General features: G+C 71.9%; 24 protein-coding genes and 1 pseudogene. 10 read left to right on the forward strand and 15 right to left on the reverse strand.

The window, feature by feature from the left end; all coding sequences use genetic code 11:
- Nucleotides 1-133 precede the first annotated feature (133 nt).
- A complete protein-coding gene (locus tag GKC29_RS00190) occupies nt 134-481 on the reverse strand; it encodes a hypothetical protein (protein WP_155328870.1) in 348 nt (115 codons plus the stop codon).
- A 31-nt stretch (nt 482-512) separates the two neighbouring features.
- Nucleotides 513-857 (reverse strand): hypothetical protein, encoded by a 345-nt coding sequence (locus GKC29_RS00195; RefSeq protein ID WP_155328871.1) that lies wholly within the window; start codon nt 855-857, stop codon nt 513-515.
- Between the two features lie 264 nt (nt 858-1,121).
- Here GKC29_RS00195 and GKC29_RS00200 point away from each other — a divergent pair, with 264 nt between their 5' ends.
- From GKC29_RS00200 to otsB, 3 genes are all read left to right on the forward strand, one after another.
- Entirely contained in the window at nt 1,122-1,562 is a 441-nt protein-coding gene (locus GKC29_RS00200; protein ID WP_155328872.1) for a helix-turn-helix transcriptional regulator, read from the forward strand.
- Nucleotides 1,563-1,724: 162 nt separating this feature from the next.
- On the forward strand, nt 1,725-2,078 hold the full coding sequence (locus GKC29_RS00205) for a hypothetical protein (protein WP_155328873.1): 354 nt from the start codon (nt 1,725-1,727) through the stop codon (nt 2,076-2,078).
- 103 nt (nt 2,079-2,181) lie between these two features.
- Nucleotides 2,182-3,006, forward strand: a complete 825-nt coding sequence (otsB, locus tag GKC29_RS00210) for a trehalose-phosphatase (protein WP_155328874.1) — start codon at nt 2,182-2,184, stop codon at nt 3,004-3,006.
- A gap of 41 nt (nt 3,007-3,047) precedes the next feature.
- Here the strand turns inward: otsB and GKC29_RS00215 are convergent, their stop codons facing one another.
- The 4 genes from GKC29_RS00215 to GKC29_RS00230 form a co-directional block, all read right to left on the reverse strand.
- On the reverse strand, nt 3,048-3,818 hold the full coding sequence (locus tag GKC29_RS00215) for an isoprenyl transferase (protein ID WP_155328875.1): 771 nt from the start codon (nt 3,816-3,818) through the stop codon (nt 3,048-3,050).
- Between the two features lie 31 nt (nt 3,819-3,849).
- Nucleotides 3,850-4,992, reverse strand: coding sequence for a geranylgeranyl reductase family protein (locus tag GKC29_RS00220; protein ID WP_230688860.1), 1,143 nt, complete (start codon nt 4,990-4,992; stop codon nt 3,850-3,852).
- 331 nt (nt 4,993-5,323) lie between these two features.
- A complete protein-coding gene (locus GKC29_RS00225) occupies nt 5,324-6,190 on the reverse strand; it encodes a hypothetical protein (protein ID WP_155328877.1) in 867 nt (288 codons plus the stop codon).
- Between the two features lie 37 nt (nt 6,191-6,227).
- Nucleotides 6,228-8,072, reverse strand: a complete 1,845-nt coding sequence (locus GKC29_RS00230; protein WP_155328878.1) for a phosphoenolpyruvate carboxykinase (GTP) — start codon at nt 8,070-8,072, stop codon at nt 6,228-6,230.
- 136 nt (nt 8,073-8,208) lie between these two features.
- On the opposite strand from GKC29_RS00230, the pseudogene GKC29_RS30405 reads away from it, so the two are divergent.
- From GKC29_RS30405 to GKC29_RS00240, 3 genes and pseudogenes are all read left to right on the forward strand, one after another.
- Nucleotides 8,209-8,293: pseudogene (locus tag GKC29_RS30405) on the forward strand (GtrA family protein); the annotation flags it as partial.
- 199 nt (nt 8,294-8,492) lie between these two features.
- Nucleotides 8,493-9,023, forward strand: a complete 531-nt coding sequence (locus tag GKC29_RS00235) for a GtrA family protein (RefSeq protein WP_155333915.1) — start codon at nt 8,493-8,495, stop codon at nt 9,021-9,023.
- Between the two features lie 63 nt (nt 9,024-9,086).
- On the forward strand, nt 9,087-9,782 hold the full coding sequence (locus tag GKC29_RS00240; RefSeq protein WP_155328879.1) for a GtrA family protein: 696 nt from the start codon (nt 9,087-9,089) through the stop codon (nt 9,780-9,782).
- Nucleotides 9,783-9,838: 56 nt separating this feature from the next.
- Here the strand turns inward: GKC29_RS00240 and GKC29_RS00245 are convergent, their stop codons facing one another.
- Nucleotides 9,839-10,408 (reverse strand): PH domain-containing protein, encoded by a 570-nt coding sequence (locus GKC29_RS00245; RefSeq protein ID WP_155333916.1) that lies wholly within the window; start codon nt 10,406-10,408, stop codon nt 9,839-9,841.
- 81 nt (nt 10,409-10,489) lie between these two features.
- A complete protein-coding gene (locus GKC29_RS00250; protein ID WP_155328880.1) occupies nt 10,490-11,365 on the reverse strand; it encodes a biotin--[acetyl-CoA-carboxylase] ligase in 876 nt (291 codons plus the stop codon).
- Between the two features lie 86 nt (nt 11,366-11,451).
- Between GKC29_RS00250 and GKC29_RS00255 the strand changes: the two genes are divergently transcribed.
- Nucleotides 11,452-13,035, forward strand: coding sequence for an acyl-CoA carboxylase subunit beta (locus tag GKC29_RS00255; RefSeq protein ID WP_155328881.1), 1,584 nt, complete (start codon nt 11,452-11,454; stop codon nt 13,033-13,035).
- Nucleotides 13,036-13,158: 123 nt separating this feature from the next.
- Here GKC29_RS00255 and GKC29_RS00260 read toward each other — a convergent pair whose 3' ends face one another.
- From GKC29_RS00260 to GKC29_RS00275, 4 genes are all read right to left on the reverse strand, one after another.
- Nucleotides 13,159-14,022, reverse strand: a complete 864-nt coding sequence (locus GKC29_RS00260) for a hypothetical protein (protein WP_155328882.1) — start codon at nt 14,020-14,022, stop codon at nt 13,159-13,161.
- Nucleotides 14,015-14,515 carry a SigE family RNA polymerase sigma factor gene (locus GKC29_RS00265; protein ID WP_155328883.1) on the reverse strand — a complete coding sequence of 167 codons (501 nt, stop codon included), beginning with the start codon at nt 14,513-14,515 and terminating at the stop codon, nt 14,015-14,017. The genes GKC29_RS00260 and GKC29_RS00265 overlap by 8 nt, the downstream gene beginning before the upstream one ends.
- A 150-nt stretch (nt 14,516-14,665) precedes the next feature.
- Entirely contained in the window at nt 14,666-15,649 is a 984-nt protein-coding gene (locus GKC29_RS00270; RefSeq protein WP_155328884.1) for a ketopantoate reductase family protein, read from the reverse strand.
- Nucleotides 15,650-15,683: 34 nt separating this feature from the next.
- On the reverse strand, nt 15,684-16,427 hold the full coding sequence (locus tag GKC29_RS00275) for a M50 family metallopeptidase (RefSeq protein WP_155328885.1): 744 nt from the start codon (nt 16,425-16,427) through the stop codon (nt 15,684-15,686).
- Between the two features lie 171 nt (nt 16,428-16,598).
- On the opposite strand from GKC29_RS00275, the gene GKC29_RS00280 reads away from it, so the two are divergent.
- Nucleotides 16,599-17,351 (forward strand): GH25 family lysozyme, encoded by a 753-nt coding sequence (locus GKC29_RS00280; RefSeq protein ID WP_155328886.1) that lies wholly within the window; start codon nt 16,599-16,601, stop codon nt 17,349-17,351.
- Nucleotides 17,352-17,453: 102 nt separating this feature from the next.
- On the opposite strand, the gene GKC29_RS00285 is transcribed toward GKC29_RS00280, so the two are convergent.
- Entirely contained in the window at nt 17,454-17,684 is a 231-nt protein-coding gene (locus GKC29_RS00285; RefSeq protein WP_155328887.1) for a hypothetical protein, read from the reverse strand.
- 89 nt (nt 17,685-17,773) lie between these two features.
- The gene (locus tag GKC29_RS00290) at nt 17,774-19,687 is read right to left on the reverse strand and encodes a serine/threonine-protein kinase (protein WP_155328888.1); all 1,914 of its coding nucleotides are present in this window, start codon (nt 19,685-19,687) and stop codon (nt 17,774-17,776) included.
- Nucleotides 19,688-19,778: 91 nt separating this feature from the next.
- Here GKC29_RS00290 and GKC29_RS00295 point away from each other — a divergent pair, with 91 nt between their 5' ends.
- Nucleotides 19,779-19,991, forward strand: coding sequence for an acyl-CoA carboxylase subunit epsilon (locus GKC29_RS00295; protein ID WP_155328889.1), 213 nt, complete (start codon nt 19,779-19,781; stop codon nt 19,989-19,991).
- Between the two features lie 142 nt (nt 19,992-20,133).
- Nucleotides 20,134-20,598, forward strand: coding sequence for a hypothetical protein (locus tag GKC29_RS00300; RefSeq protein WP_155328890.1), 465 nt, complete (start codon nt 20,134-20,136; stop codon nt 20,596-20,598).
- 292 nt (nt 20,599-20,890) lie between these two features.
- Here the strand turns inward: GKC29_RS00300 and GKC29_RS30410 are convergent, their stop codons facing one another.
- On the reverse strand, nt 20,891-21,058 hold the full coding sequence (locus tag GKC29_RS30410) for a hypothetical protein (RefSeq protein ID WP_155328891.1): 168 nt from the start codon (nt 21,056-21,058) through the stop codon (nt 20,891-20,893).
- Nucleotides 21,059-21,949: the final 891 nt, after the last annotated feature.

The following is a 21,949-nucleotide window of genomic DNA, read 5'->3' on the forward strand; positions in this document are numbered from 1 at the left end:
CCCCTGCGCGCATCCCGGCCGGTGGGGTCAGCGTCACCGGTCTGACCTGACCCCGACGGTGCGTGTCCGCCGCGGACGACGCACCGTGCCCTCACGTACCGGCCGGCGGGTCTCGGGTCCCCGCCGGCCGGGCTCAGGTGGCCCGTCGTACCAGCGTGCCGGTCGGGTGTCGTCCGGTGACCGGCGCGGCCGGCGTGGTGAACGACGAGCCGGTGTACGTGGTGCCGGGGCGGACCACCGTGCCGGTGACCCGGGTCCGGGCGGCGTTGTCGGCCGGCGGCGGCCCGGCGAGCGCGGAGGCGATGGCCGCCTGGGCGTCCCGCCGGCGCCGGTTCCAGGCACCCCGGTCACCGTCGAAGTAGCCCTGCCGGTATCCGAACCGGTAGCCGATCCGGTAGCTCAGCTGACCGTGCAGGCGGCCCGCGGCATAACTGGTGGCCGCGAGGACGAGGACGAGGAAGACGGCGAGGAACGGACTCATCCGGCCGCTCCGGCGTGCCGTACCTGTGTGCTCATCGCTCCTCCGGCTCGGCCGGGGTGGGATCGACGACCAGCAGCCGGTCGAGGTCGTCGGTGCTGACCTCCTCCACCAGCTCGACGCTGATCCGGCACCCGTCCAGCACGACCTCCGCCACCGACGCGCGGCGGATCTCGCCGCCGGCGTCGTAGACCCGGACGCTGAGTTCGGGGCAGCCGAGGTGGGTACGCCAGGCGTTCCACTCTGCACGGTCGCCGACACTGAGGGAGAGGTAGCGGCAGCCCCGGGCCAGGTAGAGGCGCCAGGGCGCGGTCAGGCCGGCGGCGACACCGTCGGCGATCAGACCGAAGGCCTGCGCACGGGTGGCGAGTTCGGTCACCGTGTCCCCCTCGTGCCGGAGATGTCACGCATGTGAGCACTCATCGTCTCCTGCACGTGACACACGGTAGGTTGTCCCATGGACGTGACAGTATCAGCTTTTCGTCTGATTACCCCCGCACATACGGTTATCTATTCTGCCCAGGTGACACCCCTCAGAAGCGCACCCGGATCGTTTACCGGGAATCCGAACATGCCGTCACGTTCGCGTGACAAGCGCGTGCCGGGCGAGGCGGCGACGACCGGCTGGTCGTACGGTCACCGGGTGACCGAGACCGCCAACGCACGGAAGATCGCCTTCGCCACCTTCGTCCGCCGCGCCCTCGACGAGGCACGTGCCACCCGAGCGTGGAGCGGGACCGAGGTCTCCCGACGCACCGGCGTCTCCCGCCAGACGATCAACCGGTGGGTCCGGGGCGACTGGGCCAGCGACCCGGAGGCCGAACGCGTCGTGGCCTTCTGCGAGGGCCTGGGCCTCAACCCGGCCACCGCGTTCGCCGCGCTGGGCTGGGACCGGCGGGCCACCCCGCGGACCGCCCCGGCACCGCCGCCGATGGATCCCGACGTGGAGGCGCTGCTGCGCCGGCTGGTCGACCCCACCGTGTCGGATGCGGAGAAGTTCCACATCCGGGAGACCATCCGGTACCTCGCATATCGCCCGACTCTCCCGGTCGACGTCCGAAAACGAGGTAAACAGGCCGGGTAGTTCCTCAGATGGCGAAAGAACGGCTGGTCAGACTCATTCGTTTCGCTCCGGGGCCGGATTCGGCGCGCTAGCGTCCGTATTCGTACTGCTTGGGCTCGTCGTCGGCGGGGGGACGGGACAAGGCCGAATCCAGCCCTGCGGGACAGAAGGAGGGGTCTGTCCATGACCCTGAAGTGGTTGGCAGTCATGGTCGCCACCGTGTCGCTGACACTGTGCCTGACCGGGAACGCGGTGATCCTTGCGGTGAACGGCGGGCAGCTTCCCCTGCTCGTCAACCTCCTCACGCTCACCGCCACCGGCACCGCGGTCGTCCTGGCCGTCGTGGCCGAACTGCACGACCGGCTCAACGACCGGGTCAGCGCGCTGACCGAGTTCCTGGTGGCCCGGCTCAACGAGATCGAGACCAGCACCGGTGACCGGAACACCGGGTTCGTGGAGGGGTACCTGCTCAGCCACAGCCAGGAGGCGGCCGTCGTGCCGTTCGGACGCCGGGGACGGGGAGCCGCCGAACGCTGACCCGCGCATCCGCCGGCCCCACGCGGCCGCCCACCGTGAGGCCGGGCGGAGGGGTACGTCACGGCCGGGAATGAGCCGCCACACCCGGGGTACGCTGACGCGCGTGCCGCCGTTGAATCTGGGCAAGCAGCAGCCGAAGACCCCGTTGAACGCCGACCTGGCCTGGCGCACGACCGCCGCCCGGGCGGCCGGAACAGTCCTCTTCTTCGACTTCGACGGCACGCTCGCGCCGGTCGACGACGACCCGACCGCCGTCCAGCCGGCGCCGAAGGTGCTGGCCGCCATCGAGGCGCTCGCCCCCGTCGTACGCCGGGTGGCGATCGTCTCCGCGCGCCCGGTCGAGTTCCTCCGTGACCACCTCGGCGGGCTCGCCGGAGTCGACCTCTACGGCCTGTACGGGTTGGAGCACAGCCACTCCGGCGGCGAGACGGTGACCGAGCCGGCCGCGCTGCCCTGGGTGCCCACCATGGCGGACGTCGCCGACCAGGCCCGTGCCGAGTTGCCCGCCGGTGCGCTGGTGGAGTACAAGCGGCTCTCGGTGGCGCTGCACTGGCGTACCGCCCCGCAGCTCGGGGCGACGGTGGAGGAGTGGGGCCGCGCCCGGGCCGAGCAGCTCGGCCTGCGGGTCCAGGCCGGTCGGATGGTCCTCGAGTTGAAACCTCCGGTCGACCGCGACAAGGGCATGGTCATCGACGAGCTGGTCCGGGACGCGGAGGGCGCCTGGTACTTCGGCGACGACGTCTCGGACATCAAGGCCTTCGCGGCGCTGCGCGCCCGCGCCGCCGCCGACCCGCACTTCTTCGGGGTCTGCGTCGCCGTGGCGAACCCGGAGACCGGTCAGGAGGTCGCCGACGCCGCCGACCTGACGATCGACTCCCCCGCCGCCCTCGGCGACTTCCTCACCGACGCCGTCCGCCGGATCACCTGACGTCCCGCCGCGCGAACGTCCGGCGGGCGCCGGGCCCGGGTTCAGGCGCCGAAGCGCCGCTGACGGTTGGCGTACGAGCGGAGCGCGCGGAGGAAGTCGACGCGGCGGAAATCCGGCCAGTTGAGCTCGCAGAAGTAGAACTCCGAGTGCACGGACTGCCAGAGCATGAAGCCCGAGAGGCGCTGCTCGCCGCTGGTCCGGATGATCAGATCCGGGTCGGGCAGGCCCCGGGTGTAGAGGTGCTCGGCGATGTGCTCGACGTCGAGCGCCTCGGCCAGCTGCTCGATGCTGGTGCCGGCCTTCGCGTGCTCGTGGAGCAGCGAGCGCACCGCGTCGGCGATCTCCCGCCGGCCGCCGTATCCGACCGCGATGTTGACCTGCGCGCCGCCGGTGCGCTCCCGGGTGCGCTCCTCGGCCGCCTTGAGCGCCGCCGCGTGGTGCGCCGGCAGCACGTCGAGAGCGCCGACCATGCGTAGCCGCCAGGGGTTGCCCTCCTCGGCCAGCTCGGTCGTCAGGTCCTCGATGATCTGGAGCAGCGGATCCAGCTGGGCGGCCGGCCGGGAGAGGTTGTCGGTGGAGAGCAGCCACAGCGTCACGTGCCCGACGCCGGCCGCGTCGCACCAGCGCAGCAGCTCCTTGATGCGCTCGGCGCCGACCCGGTGGCCGTCGTTCGGGTCGACGAAGCCCATCTCCTTGGCCCACCTGCGGTTGCCGTCGCACATGACGCCGACGTGCCGGGGCACCGGCTTGCCCGCGAGCTTGGCCGTGAGCCGGCGCTCGTACACCGAATAGACAAGATCCCGCAGAGTCATCACCTGCCAGGGTAGCGACCGGAGCGACGGATCAGGGGACGGGATGCCGTTCCGGCGTCACGAGGCCGCGGCCGATCAGGCCGAGCGTGCGGGCGTCCAGGCGGCCGTCACCGAGCCCCAGCTCGACCACCGTCCGGTAGACGCGGTCGTCCCGGGTGGCCGCCCGGACCGCCGCGTCCACGACGGGGCGCCGCCGGGCCAGCCAGGCCGCCACCGAGCTGTGCCGTAGGTGTACGCCGAGCCGGCGCCGCAGCGCCTCGGTGTACCGCCGGGCCGCGTGCTCCGGGGCGCCGGCGGCCGCCGCACCCGCCAGCGCCCCGGACAGCAGGGCGTAGAAGATCCCCTCCCCGGTGAACGGGTTGATCAGCGAGAGCGCGTCCCCGGCCAGCACCACCCGCCCCCGCCCCGGCGTGGGTCGACGGGTGGACAGCGGCAGATGGTGGGCACGCAGGTCGGTTACCGCGGCCGGGTCCGTGCCGGGCAGCAGCGCGCCGAGCCGCTCGACGAGGTGGGCACGGGTCAGCGGCTCGCCCCGCAGCACCTCCCCGTACCCGACGTTCGCGCGCCCGTCGCCGATCGGGAACGACCAGGCGTACGCCGGCCAGCGCGGCGCCGACGTGACGATGAGCTGTTCGGGCGGGCCGGGCAGCGCGGGCGCGTAGCCCCGCAGGGCCAGGGCCAGGTGGCGGTCCGGGTTCGGGCGGTGCCCGAGGGCGCGGCGGACGACGGAGCCGGCGCCGTCCGCGCCCACCACGGCACGCCCGGCGATCCGTCCGTCGAGCACCACCCGGTCGGAGCGCACCTCGACTCGGCGGACCGCGTGCCGGCGCAGCCGGGCGCCCGCCGCGACCGCCGCCGCGACCAGCCGGGCGTCGAAGACCGTCCGGGGCACGGTGTACGCCGGCCGGGGCAGCGCCCGCGCCACCGATCCGCCTCCCGGACCGACCAGGCGCAGCGCGGGCAGCGGCGCGTACCCGGCCACGGCGTCCGGCACGCCCAACTCGGCGAGCACGTCGAGCGCGTGGGCGGCGATACCGTCGCCGCAGGGCTTGTCCCGCGGGAAGTCGGACCTGTCCACCAGGAGCACGTGCGCTCCCGCACGCCGCGCCGCGAGGGCAGCGGCCGCCCCGGCCGGTCCCGCCCCGACCACCACCACGTCGAACTCGTCGTCCACGGCGCCCCTTCCGTGCCCGGCTCCCCACCGCCATCCTGCCCCGACGCACGGCACCACCGTCGATGCCGCACCGCACCGGCCACCCGAACCCTTCGGCCGGCAGGACACTGGGGACCGCCTTTGGAGGTGACTCGTCCACGACATCACGCCACCGCGCCGACCGAAACGCCCACACCGGCACGCCTCATGGCAGTGATCCGTCCACGACATCAGCTCCAAAGGACCGGATGTGCACATCCGCCCCCAGCGACGGTCGACAGCCGGATCGGTGCTAGCGGCGACCGGCCGGCCCCGGAGAGCGAGCGCTCCGCCGATGTCGCGGGCCGGTCGGTCAGGAGGCGCGCGTGCCGGAGTGTTCGGCCAGGGTGGCGCGGTGGAGGGCGTACAGGGTCAGGGCAGCGGCGGCGACCAGCGGGCCGCCGTCCCGGACCAGTCCGTCGACGCCCAGCAGCCACCAGCACAACGGCAGGTCGACGGCGAGGACGGCGAACGTGACCACGACGAGCAGCGTGCGGGCCCAGTGCTTGCCGCGCAGCAGGAAGGCGGTGCAGAACAGCACCGCGTAGCTGGTGAGGATCCCCGCGGCGAACCAGAGCAGCACGGCGGGCATCGCCGCCAACCGGCCGTCGAGCACCGCACCGCACGCGACCAGGGCGGGGACGAGCATGAGCGGGCTGTAGGTGAACGCGGCCACCCGTCCGGTGAGCAGCCAGCCGCTGACCTCCGGCCGGCGCGGAGGGATCTCCCGCAGGCGGACGCCACGGCGGTCGACGACCAGCCGGGGCCGGTGTCGCACCAGGTGCCCGGCCAGCGCCGGCGAGCGGTACAGCAGCCACACGACCGCCGCGCAGAGCGTCGTGAGCAGCGCGAAGCCGAGCAGCCCGGGCAGTGCCGGCACGCCCTGCCGGGGCACGATCAGCCGTCCGACGGCGAAGACGGTGGTGACAGCGAGGATCAGCCCGAACGGTCGGGCGACGGTCCGGCCCCGCCGGACGTGCCCGATGAGCAGCAGGAAGCCGAGCGACCGCAGCAGCGCCCACCCGGTCCGGACGGCGAGACCGAAGCCCTGCTCCGGGGCGTACCAGAAATTGAGCAGCTCGACCACGACGGTCGCCGCCGCCGTCACGGCGAGCAGGGTGGTGAGCGCCCGGACGGCGGACGGCCGCCGGACCTCGGTGGTCTCGGCGGCCGTCCTCATGGGATCCGGTGGTGCCCCACGGGCGCGGGGATCACACCTACTTCTGCGGCTGTTCCGCGTCGAGGCGGGCGCGCAGCGCGTCCAGCTCGGCCCAGAGCACGCCGGGCAGCTTGTCACCGAACTTCTCGAACCACTCGGTGACCAGCGGCAGCTCGTCGCGCCACTCGTCGGGGTCGACCTTCAGGGCGATCCGGACGTCCTCCGGGGTCATGTCCAGGCCCTCGACGTCCAGCGCGTCCTGCGCCGGAACCATCCCGATCGGGGTCTCGACGGCCTCGGCGCCACCCTCGATCCGCTCGACGATCCACTTGAGCACGCGCGAGTTCTCGCCGAACCCGGGCCAGAGGAAGTTGCCCTCCGGGTCCTTGCGGAACCAGTTGACGTAGTAGATCTTGGGCAGCTTCGACTCGTCGCCGTCGGCGCCCTTGCCCATCTCGATCCAGTGCCGGAAGTAGTCACCGGCGTGGTAGCCGATGAACGGCAGCATGGCCATCGGGTCGCGGCGGACGACGCCGACCGCGCCGGACGCGGCGGCCGTGGTCTCCGAGGAGAGCGTCGCGCCCATGTAGACGCCGTGCACCCAGTCGCGCGCCTCGGTGACCAGCGGGACGGTGTCCCGGCGGCGGCCGCCGAACAGGATCGCGTCGATCGGCACGCCGTTCGGGTCGTAGTAGTCCTCGGCGAGGATGGGGCACTGGGTGATCGGGGTGCAGAACCGGCTGTTCGCGTGGGAGGAGAGGCTGTCGCTCTCCGGCGTCCAGTCGTTGCCCTTCCAGTCGATCAGGTGCGCCGGGGGCTCCCCCATGCCCTCCCACCAGATGTCCCCGTCGTCGGTCAGGGCCACGTTGGTGAAGACGGAGTTGCCCCGCTCCAGCGTCCGCATCGCGTTGGCGTTGGTCTTCCAGTCGGTGCCGGGCGCGACGCCGAACAGGCCGTACTCCGGGTTGATCGCGTAGAGGCGACCGTCCGGGCCGAACCGCATCCAGGCGATGTCGTCACCGATGGTCTCGACCTTCCAGCCCGGGATGGTCGGCTCAAGCATGGCGAGGTTGGTCTTGCCGCACGCCGACGGGAAGGCGCCGGCGATGTGGTAGACCTTGCCCTCCGGCGACGTGATCTTGAGGATCAGCATGTGCTCGGCGAGCCAGCCCTCGTCGCGGCCCATCACGCTGGCGATACGCAGCGAGTAGCACTTCTTGCCGAGCAGCGAGTTGCCGCCGTAGCCGGAGCCGAAGGACCAGATCTCCCGGGTCTCCGGGAAGTGGGAGATGTACTTCGTCTCGTTGCACGGCCACGCCACGTCCTGCTGGCCGGGCGCGAGCGGGGCGCCGATCGAGTGCAGCGCGTGCACGAAGTCGGCGTCGTCGCCCATGGCCTCCAGGATCTTCGACCCCATCCGGGTCATGATCCGCATCGAGGCCACCACGTACGGGCTGTCGGTGATCTCGACGCCGAACATGGGGCTCTCGGCCTCGACCGGGCCCATGCAGAACGGGATGACGTACATGGTGCGCCCGCGCATGCAGCCGCGGTACAGCTGCGTCATCGTCCGCTTCATCTCCGCCGGCGCCATCCAGTTGTTGGTGGGGCCGGCGTCCGCCTCGTCGACGGAGCAGATGAAGGTGCGCTCCTCGACCCGGGCGACGTCCGTCGGGTCGGTACGCGCGTAGAACGAGTTTGGCTTCTTCTCCGGGTTGAGCCGGATCAGGGTGCCGGCGTCGACGAGCTCGTCGGTGAGACGACGCCACTCCTCGTCGGACCCGTCAACCCAGACGACCCGGTCGGGGGTGGTCAGTTCCGCGACCTCACGGACCCAGGCGAGCAGTTTGGGGTGGGACGTCGGGGCCTGATCGATACCCCGAACAGTGGCCGGAGCAACCATGACACATCTCCTTGTGGTCGACGCTGACCGGTCTATGGGATGCACGAGTCTTGACGGCGCTATGCGTCGCCTTCGTGGAAACCTGGGATTGGCCTCAGCGTAAACCGGGTTGCGTCGCCAGTCAGTGGGACTGGTTGTGAAGAACTGCACAAGGTACGGCCACGCTGCGGCATCACGAGCTGATACCCGCTTTCACGCGCAGTTTCACGCAAATCCTGCGGGGAACCTCGGAACGAGGGCCCGACGGAGACCAACCGCCGTCCGATGCCGAGGGTCGCCACCGGGGTTCGCGGAACGACCACCGCGCCGGCACCGGGCCGGTTACGCTCCGCTCATCGCCGTCGCCGCCAGCCACCCTGCTCGCCGTTGCTACCAGTACGGCGGGTCCACAGCCGGTAGGCTCGCGGAGTGGCCGCGACAATGATCGGGGGGCCGGGCTCCCGACAGACCGACCCGGGTCTGTTCCGCTCCCTGCTCGACCGGTTCGGTCACCTCGTCCAGGAGCTGAGCAAGTTCGCCACCGTGGGTGGGGTCGCCTTCCTGGTCGACCTCACCATCTTCAACTACCTCACGCTGGCCCTGGGCGTCGAGCCGGTGACCGCGCGGGTCATCTCCACCGTCATCGCCGCGACCGTCGCCTTCCTCGGCAACCGCTTCTGGACCTGGCGGCACCGCCAGCGCTCCAACCCGGCCCGCGAATACGCGCTCTTCTTCCTCTTCAACGGCGTGGGGCTGGCGATCGCGGTGTCCTGCATGGCGATCAGCCGCTACGGGCTGGGCAGCGTCTGGCCGGAGATCTTCCGGACGCCGCTGGCCGACAACATCTCCGGCTACATCGTCGGGACCGGGCTCGGGACGCTCTTCCGCTTCTGGTCCTACCGGCGGTTCGTCTTCCCGGAAGCGGGAACCCCGTCCGTTCGGGAAGTGACGCACGACCGACACGCGGCGTGACCTGGCGCCCATCCCGCCCGGCCGGGACGTTCCGGCCCTGTCAACTCTTCTAAGGTGTTCCGCATGCGTCTTGTCCGTCTCCTGCCTGAGCGCTGGCAGAAGTTCGTCCGCGAGGCGCTCAAATTCGGCGTCGTCGGGGGCGTCAACACCGTCATCAATTACGCGGTGTTCAATGCCCTGGCACTCACCGTTTTCCGGGACGGTCAGTTGAAGGCCACGGTCATCGCGACCGTCGTAGCCACGATCACGTCATATCTGATGAATCGTCACTGGACGTACCGTGACCGCCCAAAATCGGCGATGCGTCGCGAATACGCCCTGTTCTTCCTTTTCAACGGCGTCGGCCTCCTGATCGAACTGGGCGTGCTGGCCGCCGCCAAGTACGGCTTCGGAGTGACCAGCCTCCTCGCGCTGAACGTCGCCAAGACCTGCGGCGTCGGGCTCGCCACGCTCTTCCGCTTCTGGTCGTACCGGACGTTCGTCTTCCAACCTGCTCCCGCGCACGCGGCGGACACCTGGCACACCATCCCCCGGGACGAGTGGGACACGATGGCCGAGATGGACCCGGTGGCCGAGCTGGCGGAGTCCGTCTCCGAACTGGAGGAGGCCGAGCCGCCACCGGGCACCCGGCGGGCGGCCGGGACCCCGCTCCAGGGCCGGGGGATCCCGCAGGATGTCGGGCTCACCCTCGACCGGGAGCTGGAGGCGGAGCTCGCCGCCGAACTCCAGGCGAGCACCCGCCGGAGCCGCCAACCCTGACCGCGCGACGACGGCCGCGTCACCCCGTCGGGTGACGCGGCCGTTTCGCGTGGCCGTCAGCTCGGTTCGCGGAGCGGCTTGCCGTCCTGGACGTCGGCGAGCATGTCGCGCATCTCGGCGTCGCCCAGGGAGTGCTTGTCGTGGTGCGCCTCCACCAGCTCGTACAGCGTGGTCTGGACCCGCTCGACCTGCGGCACGTCGTGCAGCACCGACTGGCCGCGCTCGCCCGCCGACTCGATGGTGAGAGTGCCGCAACCGAACAGGCGCTCGCTGAACCGCTGGTTCATCGCGTGGTCGTTCACCCGGGTCAGGGGGATGTCCCGGCGGTCCCGGGAGAGCACACCCTGCTGGATGAGCACGCGCTCGTTCGTGAACAGGTAGTGGGTGGTGCGCCAGACCAGGAACGGCCAGAACGCGAACCAGAGCACCGCCAGCAGCGCCAGCCCGCCGATCACGGCCAGCGCCGCGGTCCCGCCTCCGCCCGACGGCAGCAGAATCAGGGCCGCCAGCACCGCGGCGACGGCGAGCACCACCACCGCCACCGGCCGGACCAGGGCCTTCCAATGCGGGTGCAGGTGCAGCACGACGTGCTCGTCCTCGGTGAGCACGTCCTCGGGAAACGCCACAGACACCTCCATGACCAGAACGGGACGCGCAGACGCTAACCGCTCGGACGCCGCCGGGGGATCAGCCGCGCGGACGCCGCGTCAGCGGAGGTGGAGGACGTCGCCTGCGGTCAGGCGGTGGTCGCCGTCGGGTGCGGTCACCACGAGGTGGCCGTCGGGGTCGACGCCGGTTGCGGTGCCGGTCAGTTCGCCGCCGCCGGGAAGCAGGACCCGCACCTGGCGGCCGACCGTGGCGCACGCGTCGAGGTAGGCGGCGTGCAGGCCGCTTTCGACGGCGCTGCCGCCGGCGGCACGCCAGCGGCCGTACCAGTCGGCGAGCGAGCGGAGCAGGGCGCGCAGCAGCGGATCCCGGTCGGTGGCGGCGGCACCGGCCAGTTGCAGCGAGGTGGCCGGCAGGCCGGTCGGGTTCTCCGGCAGCTCGTCGGCGCGGAGAGTGACGTTCAGGCCGATGCCAAGCACGACCGCCGGCGGCGCCGCCGGGGTCGCTCCGGTCACCGTCTCGGCGAGGATCCCGGCGCACTTCGCGTCGCCGAGGAGCAGGTCGTTCGGCCACTTCAGGGTGGCCTCCAGCTCGGCCAGCCGGGCCACCGCCTCGACCAGCGCGACGCCGGCGAGCAGGGGCAGCCATCCGTACGCCGACGAAGGCGCCGGCGGCCAGCCGCGGTCGGCGACGGCCTCGCCCGGCCGGAGCAGGACGCTCGTCGCGATGCCCGCCCGGGCCGGCGACTGCCAGGCGCGGCCCCGCCGCCCGCGGCCGGCGGTCTGCCGCTCCGCGACCACCACGAGGCCCTCCGGCTCGCCGGTGCGGGCCGCCTCCGCGACGTCGGCGTTGGTCGAGGCGGTCTCCGCGCGCAACTCCAGCCGGGCCCACGGGCCGTGCGGCGCGACCAGCGCCCGCCGCAGCCGCGCCGCCGACAACGGCGGGCGGTCCAGATCGGTGTACGGGGAGCCCGGCATCCCGCCAGCCTACGGGCCGCGCGGACGGAGGGTAGTGAGGTGTACTGCACAGCGGCATCCGCCTGAACCATCGTTATATTCCCTGGGTGACTACCGAGACCGGGATCAACATCCACAGCACCGCGGGCAAGCTGGCGGACCTGGAGCGTCGGGTCGACGAGGCGGTGCACGCCGGGTCGGCGCGCGCCGTGGAGAAGCAGCACGCGAGGGGCAAGAAGACCGCGCGCGAGCGGATCGAGATGCTGCTCGACGAGGGCTCCTTCGTCGAGCTGGACGAGCTGGCCCGACACCGGTCGACCAACTTCGGGCTGGAGAAGAGCCGCCCGTACGGCGACGGCGTGATCACCGGCTACGGCACCATCGACGGCCGCCAGGTGTGCGTCTTCGCGCAGGACTTCACGGTCTTCGGCGGCTCGCTCGGCGAGGTCTTCGGCGAGAAGATCGTCAAGGTGATGGACCTGGCCATGAAGATCGGCTGCCCCGTCATCGGCATCAACGACTCCGGCGGCGCCCGGATCCAGGAGGGCGTCGCCTCGCTCGGCCTCTACGGCGAGATCTTCTTCCGCAACGTCCGGGCGAGCGGCGTCATCCCGCAGATCTCGCTCATCATGGGCCCGTGCGCCGGCGGCGCGGTCTACTCCCCGGCGGTCACCGACTTCACGGTGATGGTCGACCAGACCTCCCACATGTTCATCACCGGCCCGGACGTCATCAAGACGGTCACCGGTGAGGACGTGGCGATGGAGGAGCTGGGCGGCGCCCGCACCCACAACTCGCGCAGCGGCAACGCGCACTACCTCGCCACCGACGAGGAGGACGCGATCGAGTACGTGAAGGCGCTGCTGTCGTACCTGCCGTCGAACAACCTCGACGAGCCGGTGGTCTACGACGCCCCCGTCGACCTCGACATCTCCGACGAGGACCGGGAGCTGGACACCCTGATCCCGGACTCGGCCAACCAGCCGTACGACATGCACCGCGTCATCGAGCACGTCCTCGACGACGGCGAGTTCCTCGAGGTGCAGCCGCTGTACGCGCAGAACCTCATCATCGGCTACGGCCGCGTCGAGGGGCGCCCGGTCGGCGTGGTCGCCAACCAGCCCATGCACTTCGCCGGGACGCTGGACATCGCCGCGTCCGAGAAGGCCGCCCGGTTCGTCCGCACCTGCGACGCGTTCAACATCCCGGTGCTGACCTTCGTGGACGTTCCCGGCTTCCTCCCCGGCACCGGCCAGGAGTGGGACGGCATCATCCGCCGCGGCGCGAAGCTCATCTACGCGTACGCCGAGGCGACCGTCCCGAAGGTCACCGTCATCACCCGCAAGGCCTACGGCGGGGCGTACGACGTCATGGGCTCCAAGCACCTCGGCGCGGACCTGAACTTCGCGTGGCCGACCGCCCAGATCGCGGTGATGGGCGCCCAGGGCGCGGTGAACATCCTCTACCGGCAGGAACTGGCCGCCGCCGAGGACCAGGCGGCGCTGCGCGCCGAGCTGATCACCGAGTACGAGGACACGCTCGCCAACCCGTACATCGCGGCGGAGCGCGGGTACGTCGACTCGGTCATCCCGCCGCACGAGACCCGGGCGCAGATCGTCCGCGCCCTGCGGGTGCTGCGCACCAAGCGCGAGACCCTCCCCCCGAAGAAGCACGGCAACATCCCGCTGTAGCCGGCGTGCCGCACGCTCGGCGCAAGATCCGCGCAACTTCGGGGGAAGAGTCCCCTCCCCGCACTGGGAGGCCACTCTTTCCCCGAAGTTGCTCGGGTCATCCGCAGGTCGTCAGCGAGGTTGTCAGCAGGGCGGGTTGGCGGCGACACACAGACGCCGGGCGGCAAGCGTGGCGAGGCGACGCAGATCCGGCTCCGTGCCGTCGCGGCCCTGGCTGAGCACCGTGACCAGGTCACCCACCCGGACCACCGCAACCGTCGTGGGCTTCGGCGCGGCACCGGCGAACTCGCCCGTCTCGAGGTTCCGCGCGCGGGTGACGGTGTGCCGCAGGAGCAGTGACTCGTCACCGGTGAAGTCACGCTCCACCGCCTCCCAGCTGTGGATGGCCTCGGCCTGGACGACCCGACTTCCCCACTGCGTCGGACCGACCGACCGCCACGCGACGCACGGCGCGATCAGGGTTCCCACGCTCTGGAAGAACCGTCCGGCCGCCTCCGGCGCCAACCGGTACACGTCCTGGCTGAGCAGCACATCGCTCGGGGGGTGGTCGAAGCCGGGCGGCCGTTGCCGGAGGAGCGTCTGGGATCGGGAGTACCGGGACGTCTCCCAGGCCGCCGTTCGGCCCTGCGACTCGTGGCAGACGAGCAACAGGTCGGCGACCCGGACCGGGGCCCCGATCTCGGCCTGAGTCAGTGGCGGGTCGGTCTCGACGCCCAGATCCCCCGGTTGCAGCAGCGTCTCCCAGGCGATCTCGTTGCGTACCGGCGTCGGAGTCGTCTCCATCGCGCTGGTGGTGGTCGGCGCGGGCACCAACCGACCGGCCAGCAGGGCGACGGTCGACGTGGTGGCCACCACGAGCACGGCCGCCACCAAAGTGGTACGCCGGTTGCGCCGTCGGGCACGCGCCCGGATCTCCGCGGGCTCCGGCCAGCGGACGTCGCTCAGGTCGCGCTGCACCCGCTCGACGAAGCTCATCTCGTCACGCATCGGCCACCTCCTCCAGGTCAGCGACGGCGAGCAGACCGGCCAGCGCGGCGCGTCCCCGCGAGAGCCGGGCCTTGACCGTGCCCACGGGCGCGTTGGTCTGCCGGGCGACCTCGGCGACCGGCAGACCAACGAGGTAGTGCAGCGCGATCGCGATCCGCTGCGCCTCGGGCAGCCGGCGCAGCGCCTCGACCACCTCGACCGTCTCGATGCCCGGGCCGGGAACGGTCTCCGACGCGCCGTGCCGCAGGTACGCCCGGGCGCGGCTACGCAGGCTGCGCCACCGGCTGACGGCGATCCGGCTGGCCACCACCCGTACCCACGCCTCCGGATCGTCGTACGCGCTCACCGTCGACCAGCGCTGCCACGCCCGGATGTAGGCCTCCTGCACGGCGTCCTGGGCTTCGGCGACGTCCCCGGTCAGCACGTAGACGAACCCGAGCAGCCGCTGCCGGCTGCCGCGGTAGAAGTCGTCGAAGCCCTCGGCGTCGGTCACCTCTGCTACCTCCCCGTGGTGGTCGCAGAGGACACGCACCAGCGAACCCCGCCGGTTGCCGCGGAGCCCCCGCTTTCTCCCGCCGACCGACCGACGCCACCCGCGCCGCGCACGGACAGCCGCAGCGCCACCCGGACCGTACGGCGGAGCTCAGCCCAGCAGCCGCTCCAGGTCCACGCGCGGAAACGTGCCGGCCGGGATCCGTTCCCGCACGGCCCGCCGCATGCCGAGCTGCACGGCCGCGTTCACCGGGGTCGGCACGCCGTGCAGGCGGCCGAGCAGGACGATCTCACCGTTGAGGTGGTCGGCCTCGGCGGACCCGGCGCCCCGGGCGAGGCTCTGCCAGGTGGAGCTGCCGGACCGGTGCTCGCCGCCGACCGGCCGGTGCCCGACGAGGTCGCCCCGTTCGGCCACCTCCTCCGCCCGGTCGGTGTGCGGGATGCCGGCCGCCGCGAGCACGGCCTCGCCCTCGGCGCGTACCCGGTCCGACAGGTCGTCCGGGACGTCCGCACCGAGCAGCGCCTGGAGCCCGTTGCCGAGGTTGGCGAGGAGTTTGCCGTACTTCCACCGCATCACGTCGTCGCGGACCGGCGCGACGAAGCCGGCCGCGGTCAGGTCGGCGGCCACGGCCCGGTCGGTGTCGTCCGATCCGGACGGGTACCGCCCGAGGTGCAGCATCCCCGGGTGCGGGTGGCCGTTGGCGACGACGACGCCGGGTTCGAGGTGGGTCGCGGGGAGCCAGACGCAGACGGCGTGCACGGCGGCGAAGAGCCGGAGCGCGGCGGGCTCGTTGGCCACCCCGTTCTGCGCGGTGACCAGCGGTAGGCGCTCGGCCGCCGTCCCGCCGCCGGCGACCGGCGCGTCCGCCCAGGCGGCGAGCGCGGACGCGGTGTCCTGCGACTTCACGGTGAGGACGAGGACGGTGTCCGCCGGCAGTGGCCGCTCCCCCGGCCCGTCGACGGCCGGCCCGTGCCACGTCGTCTCCCCGTCCGGCCGGCGCAGCGTCAGACCCCGTTCCCGGATGGCCGCCAGGTGCGCGCCACGGGCGGCCAGGGTCACGTCCCGCCCGGCTGCCCCGAGCTGCACGCCGATGGTTCCCCCGACCGCCCCCGCACCGATGATCACGTAACGCACGGCCCCATTCTGCCCGGGCGCGGCCCGGCGGGGCTCAGGGCGCCAGACCGGCCTCGGTGAGGATCGGGCCGGCGAGCAGCAGCGCACCCGCGACGAGGACCACCAGGTTGACCAGGGCGAACAGCGTGACCCAGAAGAACGGCGGGAACGGGGTGATGCCGGCGAGCTGGTCGGCGTCGGAGGCGGGCATCCGACCCCGGGCGCGCAGCCGTTGCAGCTCCACCACCGGACGGATCCCGCCGAGCAGCAGGAACCACACCCCGGTGTACGCGAACGCCGCCTGCACCTGCGGGCTCGTGTACCAGGAGACGGCGAGCACGATCCCACCGGTGACCAGGAGCGACAGCACGCCGAAGACGTTCCGGATCATGATCAGCATGGCGAGCAGCAGCACCACGGCGATCCACAGCAGCAGCGTGATCCGGTTGCCGCCGAGGATCCACGCGCCGGCAAGGCCGACCAGCGGCGGGGCGACGTAGCCGGCGAGCAGGGTCAGGACCATGCCCGGGCCGGTGGGCCGGCCGGCGGACAGGGTGAGCCCCGACGTGTCGGAGTGCAGCCGGATGCCGTGCAGCCTCCGGCCGGTGAGCAGGGCGGCGAGGGCGTGCCCGCCCTCGTGGGCGATGGTGATCGCGTTGCGGCCGATCCGCCAGGGCACCCGGGTGGAGACCACCACCAACCCGATGAGGCCGGTTAGCAGCACCAGCAGCGGGGGCGGGTCCGGCTGCGCGCTGAGCAGCGTCTCCCACAGGTCGGTCAGGCCGTCGATCGCCACCATGGGCGGGGAGCCTACCGCCCTCGTCCCGTGTTGATCCCGGGCCGGTTGCGCTGAACCGACGCGGCAGGCGTTCACCCGTCGGCGGTGAAACTTTTCCTCAACATGTGTTGCCTCGGGCGGCACCCGTCTTCAATGATGTCAGTCAATCGATCGGCGTCTTTGGAGGCATCCATGGCCCGTACCAGATCACCGCTGCGCCGGCTGATCGCCGCCGCTCTCACCACGGTCGCCACCGCGGCCGCGGCCCTCGTCGCGACCGCCACCCCCGCGTCCGCGGCCACCGTTCCCGGCATCGACGTCTCCCACTACCAGGGGGCCATCAACTGGACCAGCGTCCGCAACGCGGGCATCCAGTTCGCCTTCATCAAGGCCACCGAGGGGACGAGCTACAAGGACCCGCGGTTCAACACCAACTACGTCGCCGCCTACAACGCCGGGGTGATCCGCGGGGCGTACCACTTCGCCCGGCCGAACATCTCCTCCGGCGGGGTGCAGGCGAACTACCTGGCCTCGAACGGCGGCGCCTGGTCGGCGGACAGCCGCACGCTGCCCGCCGCGCTGGACCTCGAAGCGAACCCGTACAGCGGTGGGTACTGCTACGGCCTGAGCACGACCGGGATGCGGAACTGGGTGCAGGACTTCCTGAACACCTACCGCTCCCGCACCGGCCGGTACGCCGTCATCTACACCACCACCAGCTTCTGGAACACGTGCACCGGCAGTTGGAGCGGCCCGTGGGGCAACCACCCGCTCTGGATCGCCCGCTGGGCGAGCTCGCCGAGCGCCCTGCCGCCCGGGGCGCCGTTCTGGAGCTTCTGGCAGTACACCAGCACCGGCCGGGTCGCCGGCATCAGCGGCAACGTCGACCGGAACTACTGGAACGGCGACCGCAGCCGGCTGATCGCGCTCGCCAACAACACCTGAGCCACACCACCCTGGGGAGGTAGTTGGCGGCAGCGGGATCGGCTGTCACCGTACGGTCGACAACTGGTCCGGCTGCCGCCACGCCATCCTCGCGGCGGGTCGTCAGGCCCGCCGTCGTGCCGCCACCGGGACGGTCACCGCGTCGGTCCGGGTGAGGGCAGCCCGGCGGGACAGCCGCCAGACCACCACCCCGGCGACGGTGACGGTGCCGACAGTGAGCAGCGCGACCAGGACCGGCAGGCCGGCGCTGGCGAGGAGCAGGACGACGTCGCCGAGCGCGACGAGCATCCACAGTGCCACCCGGGGCCGGGTGTCCTTCCGTCGGTAACTCATCTCGTACCTCCTTCCGTCGTGGGCAGTCAGATACCCCGTACGACGGAAGGTCATGCGGATCAGCTTCGCACCGGCACGAATCCCACGCGTCAGTCCTGGCGGTCCGGCACGAAGCCCTTCATGATCACGTCGAAGTCCCGCTGGCCCGCCGCCCAGTCCTCGTCGGGGACCTCCCAGCGCAGCGCGTATCCGCGGTTACTTGCGGTGGCGAACCCCCGGTTGCGGACGTGGATCCGGGTGTTGTCCCGGGTCTCCAGCCACTCCCAGTCCGCGCAGGTGCGCCCGTAGTCGCAGCGCCTGATGCTCAGCAACTCGTAGTCGCGCACGAGGTTTTTACGGGCCGGCTCGAGGTTCTGCCAGTCCTCGTAGGCGTCCGCCTTCGGCCGGTCGGTCCACTGGACGAGCAGCTCACGCACGCCGTTGGGTTCGTCGAAGACGACCGTGTTCGCCCCGCCGCTGCGGCGCACCCAGCCCTCCGGGATGGGCAGGGCGAAGCCCGCCTGGTCCTCATGCAGCTTCCAGCCGGCCGGCAGGGCGTTCGGATCCCCGGTAGGGCTGGCCGGTGGCGTGGTCGGTGCGGCGCTGCTCGGCGCGGGGTCGGCCGGGGCGGGCGCCGACGTCGGCGCCGCCGCCGACGTGGGTGCGCCACTCGTCGCACCGGCTCCCGAGGGGTCGCCACCGTCCTCGTCGTTGGCGAGCAGCGGCACGACCACGGCGAGACCGAGCAGCAGCACGGCCACCACGACACCGATCAGCAGGTTCCGGCGGGTCGTGTCGCGTCTCGTACCGTCGGACGGCGGAACCGGCGCGCGCCCGGCCGGCGCGGGAGCCGGGCGGGGCAGGACGGACGTCGCGGCGGGCTCGCCCTTCGTGTCGTCGGGCGCGGGCGGCGGCGCGGGCTCGGTGGCTTTCGTCGCCGGACCGGCTTCCGGAGTGGACGGCGGGGGCGTGACCTTGGCGGTCGGGGCGGCATCCGAGGTGGTCGGGGTCACCTGCGCGGGCGCGTCCGCACCTGCGGCCGCGACCGCACCGGCCGCCGGTTGGCGGGGCGCGGGCGGGGCGACGGGCTTGTCGGACTCCTGCTCCGCCGGGCGCGGCGACGGCACGACCGGCGGGCGGGGCTCGCGTCTGCCGTTCGGCCCGGGCCGGCGGACACCATCGAGCAGCGGGATCGTGCGCGACCGCTTCCCGCCGGCGCGGCGCAGCAGTTTCTCCGCAACCTCGGCGGTGATCCGCTCGTTCGGGTCCTTGCGGAGGAGACCGTTGAGCACCGGCCGGAGCGGGCCGGCGTTCTTCGGCGGCGGCAGCGGTTCGGTGGCGAGCGCCGCCAGGGTGGCGATCGCCGACGGCCGCGCGTACGGCGACTTGCCCTCGACCGCCGCGTACAGGGTCGCGCCCAGCGACCAGAGATCGGCCTCCGGACCGGCGGTGCCGTCCCGGGCCCGCTCCGGCGCGATGTACGCGGGCGAACCGAGCACCATGCCGGTGCGGGTGACGTTGGGGTCGCCGGGGATCGTCGCGAGGCCGAAATCGGTCAGCACGACGCGGCCGTCGTTGCCCAGCAGCACGTTGCCGGGCTTGATGTCGCGGTGCATGACGCCCGCCTTGTGCGCCGCCTTCAGGGCGGCGAGCACGCCGAGCCCGATCTCCACCGCCCGGGCCGGCGACACCGGCCCCTCCTCGGCGATGGTGTCCTGGAGGGACTTCGACGGCACGTACTCCATGACGATCCACGGATCGCCGTCCGTGCGCAGCACGTCGAAGATGCGGACGACGTTGATGTGGTTGAGCCGGGCGATGGCCCGCGCCTCCCGCAGCGAGCGCTCCCGCATCTCGCGGCGCTCCTCGTCGGTGAGGCTGGGCGGCGGCACCAACTCCTTGATCGCCACGTCGCGGTGCAGCACCTCGTCGCGCGCCTTCCACACCCGACCCATGCCACCCTGACCGAGCGGCGAAATCAGCCGGTATCGGTCAGCGACGAGTTGGGGAAGCGCGTTCGACATCGCTGAGACGGTACCCGGCGGCGACGACAGTCACACCGCCGGCACGCCACTGTGCGGCGAAGGTCAAGTTCCGACCGCGTACCCTGACGCCATGTCAGCCGAAGAGCCGCTGTTCCGGATCGTCCGCGGCGTACCGACCGCCGACGAGCTGGCCGCCCTGGTGGGCGCGATCGTCGTCCGGTCCCGCCCGGCCGCCGCGCCCGCCCCCACCCCGGTGTCCGCCTGGGCGCGCAGCGCCCGCCCCGCCGGCGCGGCCCGCACGGCCGGTCCCGGCGCATGGCGCGCGTCCGGCCTGCCGCGCTGACTTTTCGTACGCATCAGCGCAGGTCTTCGCGGCTGCGTCGACGGCGAGTCGCCCGGTGTGCACCACTCTGGGGCTGCAACTCCCAGCCGCCACCCGTTAACCTCACTCTCGGAAACGGTGCGGTGACGCGTAGGGAGGGACCATGATCCCCGAGGAGGACCGCCCAGCGGCCTGGCTCCATGGCTACGGCGGCATCGAGGCCGACATCCGCCAGTTACAGGAGTTCGCCGAGAAGCTCCAGGCCGAGGTGGAGCGCCAGTACACGCCGCACCTGTCGTACATCAAGGCGGACATGACCGCAGCCGTGCCCAACCCGGCGGACGCGTTCATCGAGCTGGTGCAGTTCCTGCACGCCCACTGGGAGACCCAGCAGGCCACCGCCGACCTGGTCTGGAGCGTCGGCGGGGCGACCGGGCACCTGGCCGCCGCGGCCGGCACCGTCGCCGACCGCTACCGCGACTCCGACGCCTTCTCGTCCGCCCGCGTGGTCGACGTCGAACGGGCCCTCGCCGCCCCGACCGCCGTCGCGCCGACCGGGTCGCCCGTGATGCTGCCTGACCCGACCGGCCCGGAGGAGACCCGGCCCGGCCCGGTGGTGCGGCCGTGAACGAGCCCGGAGTCGGCCGCTCAGGCGGCCTCACCGACTGGCACCTGATGGATGTGGCCAGCATGTGGGCCTGCCTCAAGGACCAGGACACCACCAACCAGTGGCGGCACGTCGCCGGCTGGCGCAAGGTCTGCGACCTGGCCCAGGCGCACCTCGGCCGGTTGCAGGCGTACCGCCGGGGTCTCGCCGAGGCGTGGCCGCCGGACACCAACGCCGCCGCCCGCACGTACCTCGCCGAACTCGACCAGCTCATCGACAGGGTGCAGCACACCCACGACGCGGCGGCGGCGAACTACACCGCGCTCGCCGCCGCCACCCAGGCCATCGGCAGCACCCGCACCGCCCTGGAGAAGATCCACGACGAGTACGCGGTGAAGCTCCAACAGAAGCGGTCGTACGAGGCCACCGCCGCGGACCCGAAGGCGGTCGCCGGCAGCCGCGTCTCCGAACCGCCGGTCACCGACGCGGACCTGGAACGGCTGAACGTCCAGGCGCGCGGCATCATGTACGGCCTCAGCAGCGAACTCCAACAAGCCCAAGTAGCCCTACGCCAACCCCCACCAGCACGACAGCCTGGCCGTGCCCCGGAAGCTACTGATCCATATGTGGCTGTGCCCAGCCCCGTCATTCCGCCGATCATGCCGGTACCGTTGGCGGGAGCCTCCCTGTCATCGCCCACTCCATCGAAATCAACGCCGCGACCTTTTCCTACGTCGCCGAATCCGAAGCTCGGGCCATTGCTAGGCGGCGCAGCGAAATCCATCGCCCCGGCGGCAATCAATCCGAATATTCCAGGCGCCGGGCAGGCCGGTTCAGCAAATTCGCCGAGCTTGGGCGCTCTACCGAACTCCCCAATCTCCGGTCGGCCCAACAACCCTGGTTCAAGTCATCTCGGACGGCCAGTCGTAAGCAGACCGAACAACAAACCACACGCAACACAGCCACCTGTCCCCCGAGCGATGCCGCCCGGAGGGCTGATAGGTGGGCTTCCCGGCGCGGGACTTGGCCAGCCCGCCTCAGGCGGTACCCAACCCCGCCGCGTCAACCCCATAGGTGGAGTGATTGGAGGCGGCGGGGCAGGTACAGCCCCTGCTGGCGGCGCTGGTTCACGACCTGGCGGAGCCCGCGGTTTTCCTGGGGCACATGTCCCTCCGCCGATCACAGGCTCATCCGGTATTCCCACAGCCATGGGGCAGGGCGCGACACATGGCCAGGCGGCACGGCGCAACGAACCAAGCGTGGAACGAACCTGGGATCCGGACCACCCATGGGAGACGGATCGTGGGGTGGATCCTGTAGTCCTTCCGCCGAAGGACGAAGGACCGATCGATCCCGGCCCGGCCATCGGTTT

The organism is Micromonospora sp. WMMC415, from assembly GCF_009707425.1.
Lineage (GTDB): Bacteria > Actinomycetota > Actinomycetes > Mycobacteriales > Micromonosporaceae > Micromonospora.

Bases quoted from the DNA above. Each gene is read 5' to 3' on its own strand.
- GKC29_RS00190 (WP_155328870.1), bottom strand. From the start codon at position 481: ATGAGTCCGTTCCTCGCCGTCTTCCTCGTCCTCGTCCTCGCGGCCACC.
- GKC29_RS00205 (WP_155328873.1), top strand. From the start codon at position 1,725: ATGACCCTGAAGTGGTTGGCAGTCATGGTCGCCACCGTGTCGCTGACA.
- GKC29_RS00215 (WP_155328875.1), bottom strand. From the start codon at position 3,818: ATGACTCTGCGGGATCTTGTCTATTCGGTGTACGAGCGCCGGCTCACG.
- GKC29_RS00225 (WP_155328877.1), bottom strand. From the start codon at position 6,190: ATGAGGACGGCCGCCGAGACCACCGAGGTCCGGCGGCCGTCCGCCGTC.
- GKC29_RS00230 (WP_155328878.1), bottom strand. From the start codon at position 8,072: ATGGTTGCTCCGGCCACTGTTCGGGGTATCGATCAGGCCCCGACGTCC.
- GKC29_RS00235 (WP_155333915.1), top strand. From the start codon at position 8,493: ATGATCGGGGGGCCGGGCTCCCGACAGACCGACCCGGGTCTGTTCCGC.
- GKC29_RS00240 (WP_155328879.1), top strand. From the start codon at position 9,087: ATGCGTCTTGTCCGTCTCCTGCCTGAGCGCTGGCAGAAGTTCGTCCGC.
- GKC29_RS00250 (WP_155328880.1), bottom strand. From the start codon at position 11,365: ATGCCGGGCTCCCCGTACACCGATCTGGACCGCCCGCCGTTGTCGGCG.
- GKC29_RS00260 (WP_155328882.1), bottom strand. From the start codon at position 14,022: ATGCGTGACGAGATGAGCTTCGTCGAGCGGGTGCAGCGCGACCTGAGC.
- GKC29_RS00275 (WP_155328885.1), bottom strand. From the start codon at position 16,427: ATGGTGGCGATCGACGGCCTGACCGACCTGTGGGAGACGCTGCTCAGC.
- GKC29_RS00280 (WP_155328886.1), top strand. From the start codon at position 16,599: ATGGCCCGTACCAGATCACCGCTGCGCCGGCTGATCGCCGCCGCTCTC.
- GKC29_RS00285 (WP_155328887.1), bottom strand. From the start codon at position 17,684: ATGAGTTACCGACGGAAGGACACCCGGCCCCGGGTGGCACTGTGGATG.
- GKC29_RS00290 (WP_155328888.1), bottom strand. From the start codon at position 19,687: ATGTCGAACGCGCTTCCCCAACTCGTCGCTGACCGATACCGGCTGATT.
- GKC29_RS00295 (WP_155328889.1), top strand. From the start codon at position 19,779: ATGTCAGCCGAAGAGCCGCTGTTCCGGATCGTCCGCGGCGTACCGACC.
- GKC29_RS00300 (WP_155328890.1), top strand. From the start codon at position 20,134: ATGATCCCCGAGGAGGACCGCCCAGCGGCCTGGCTCCATGGCTACGGC.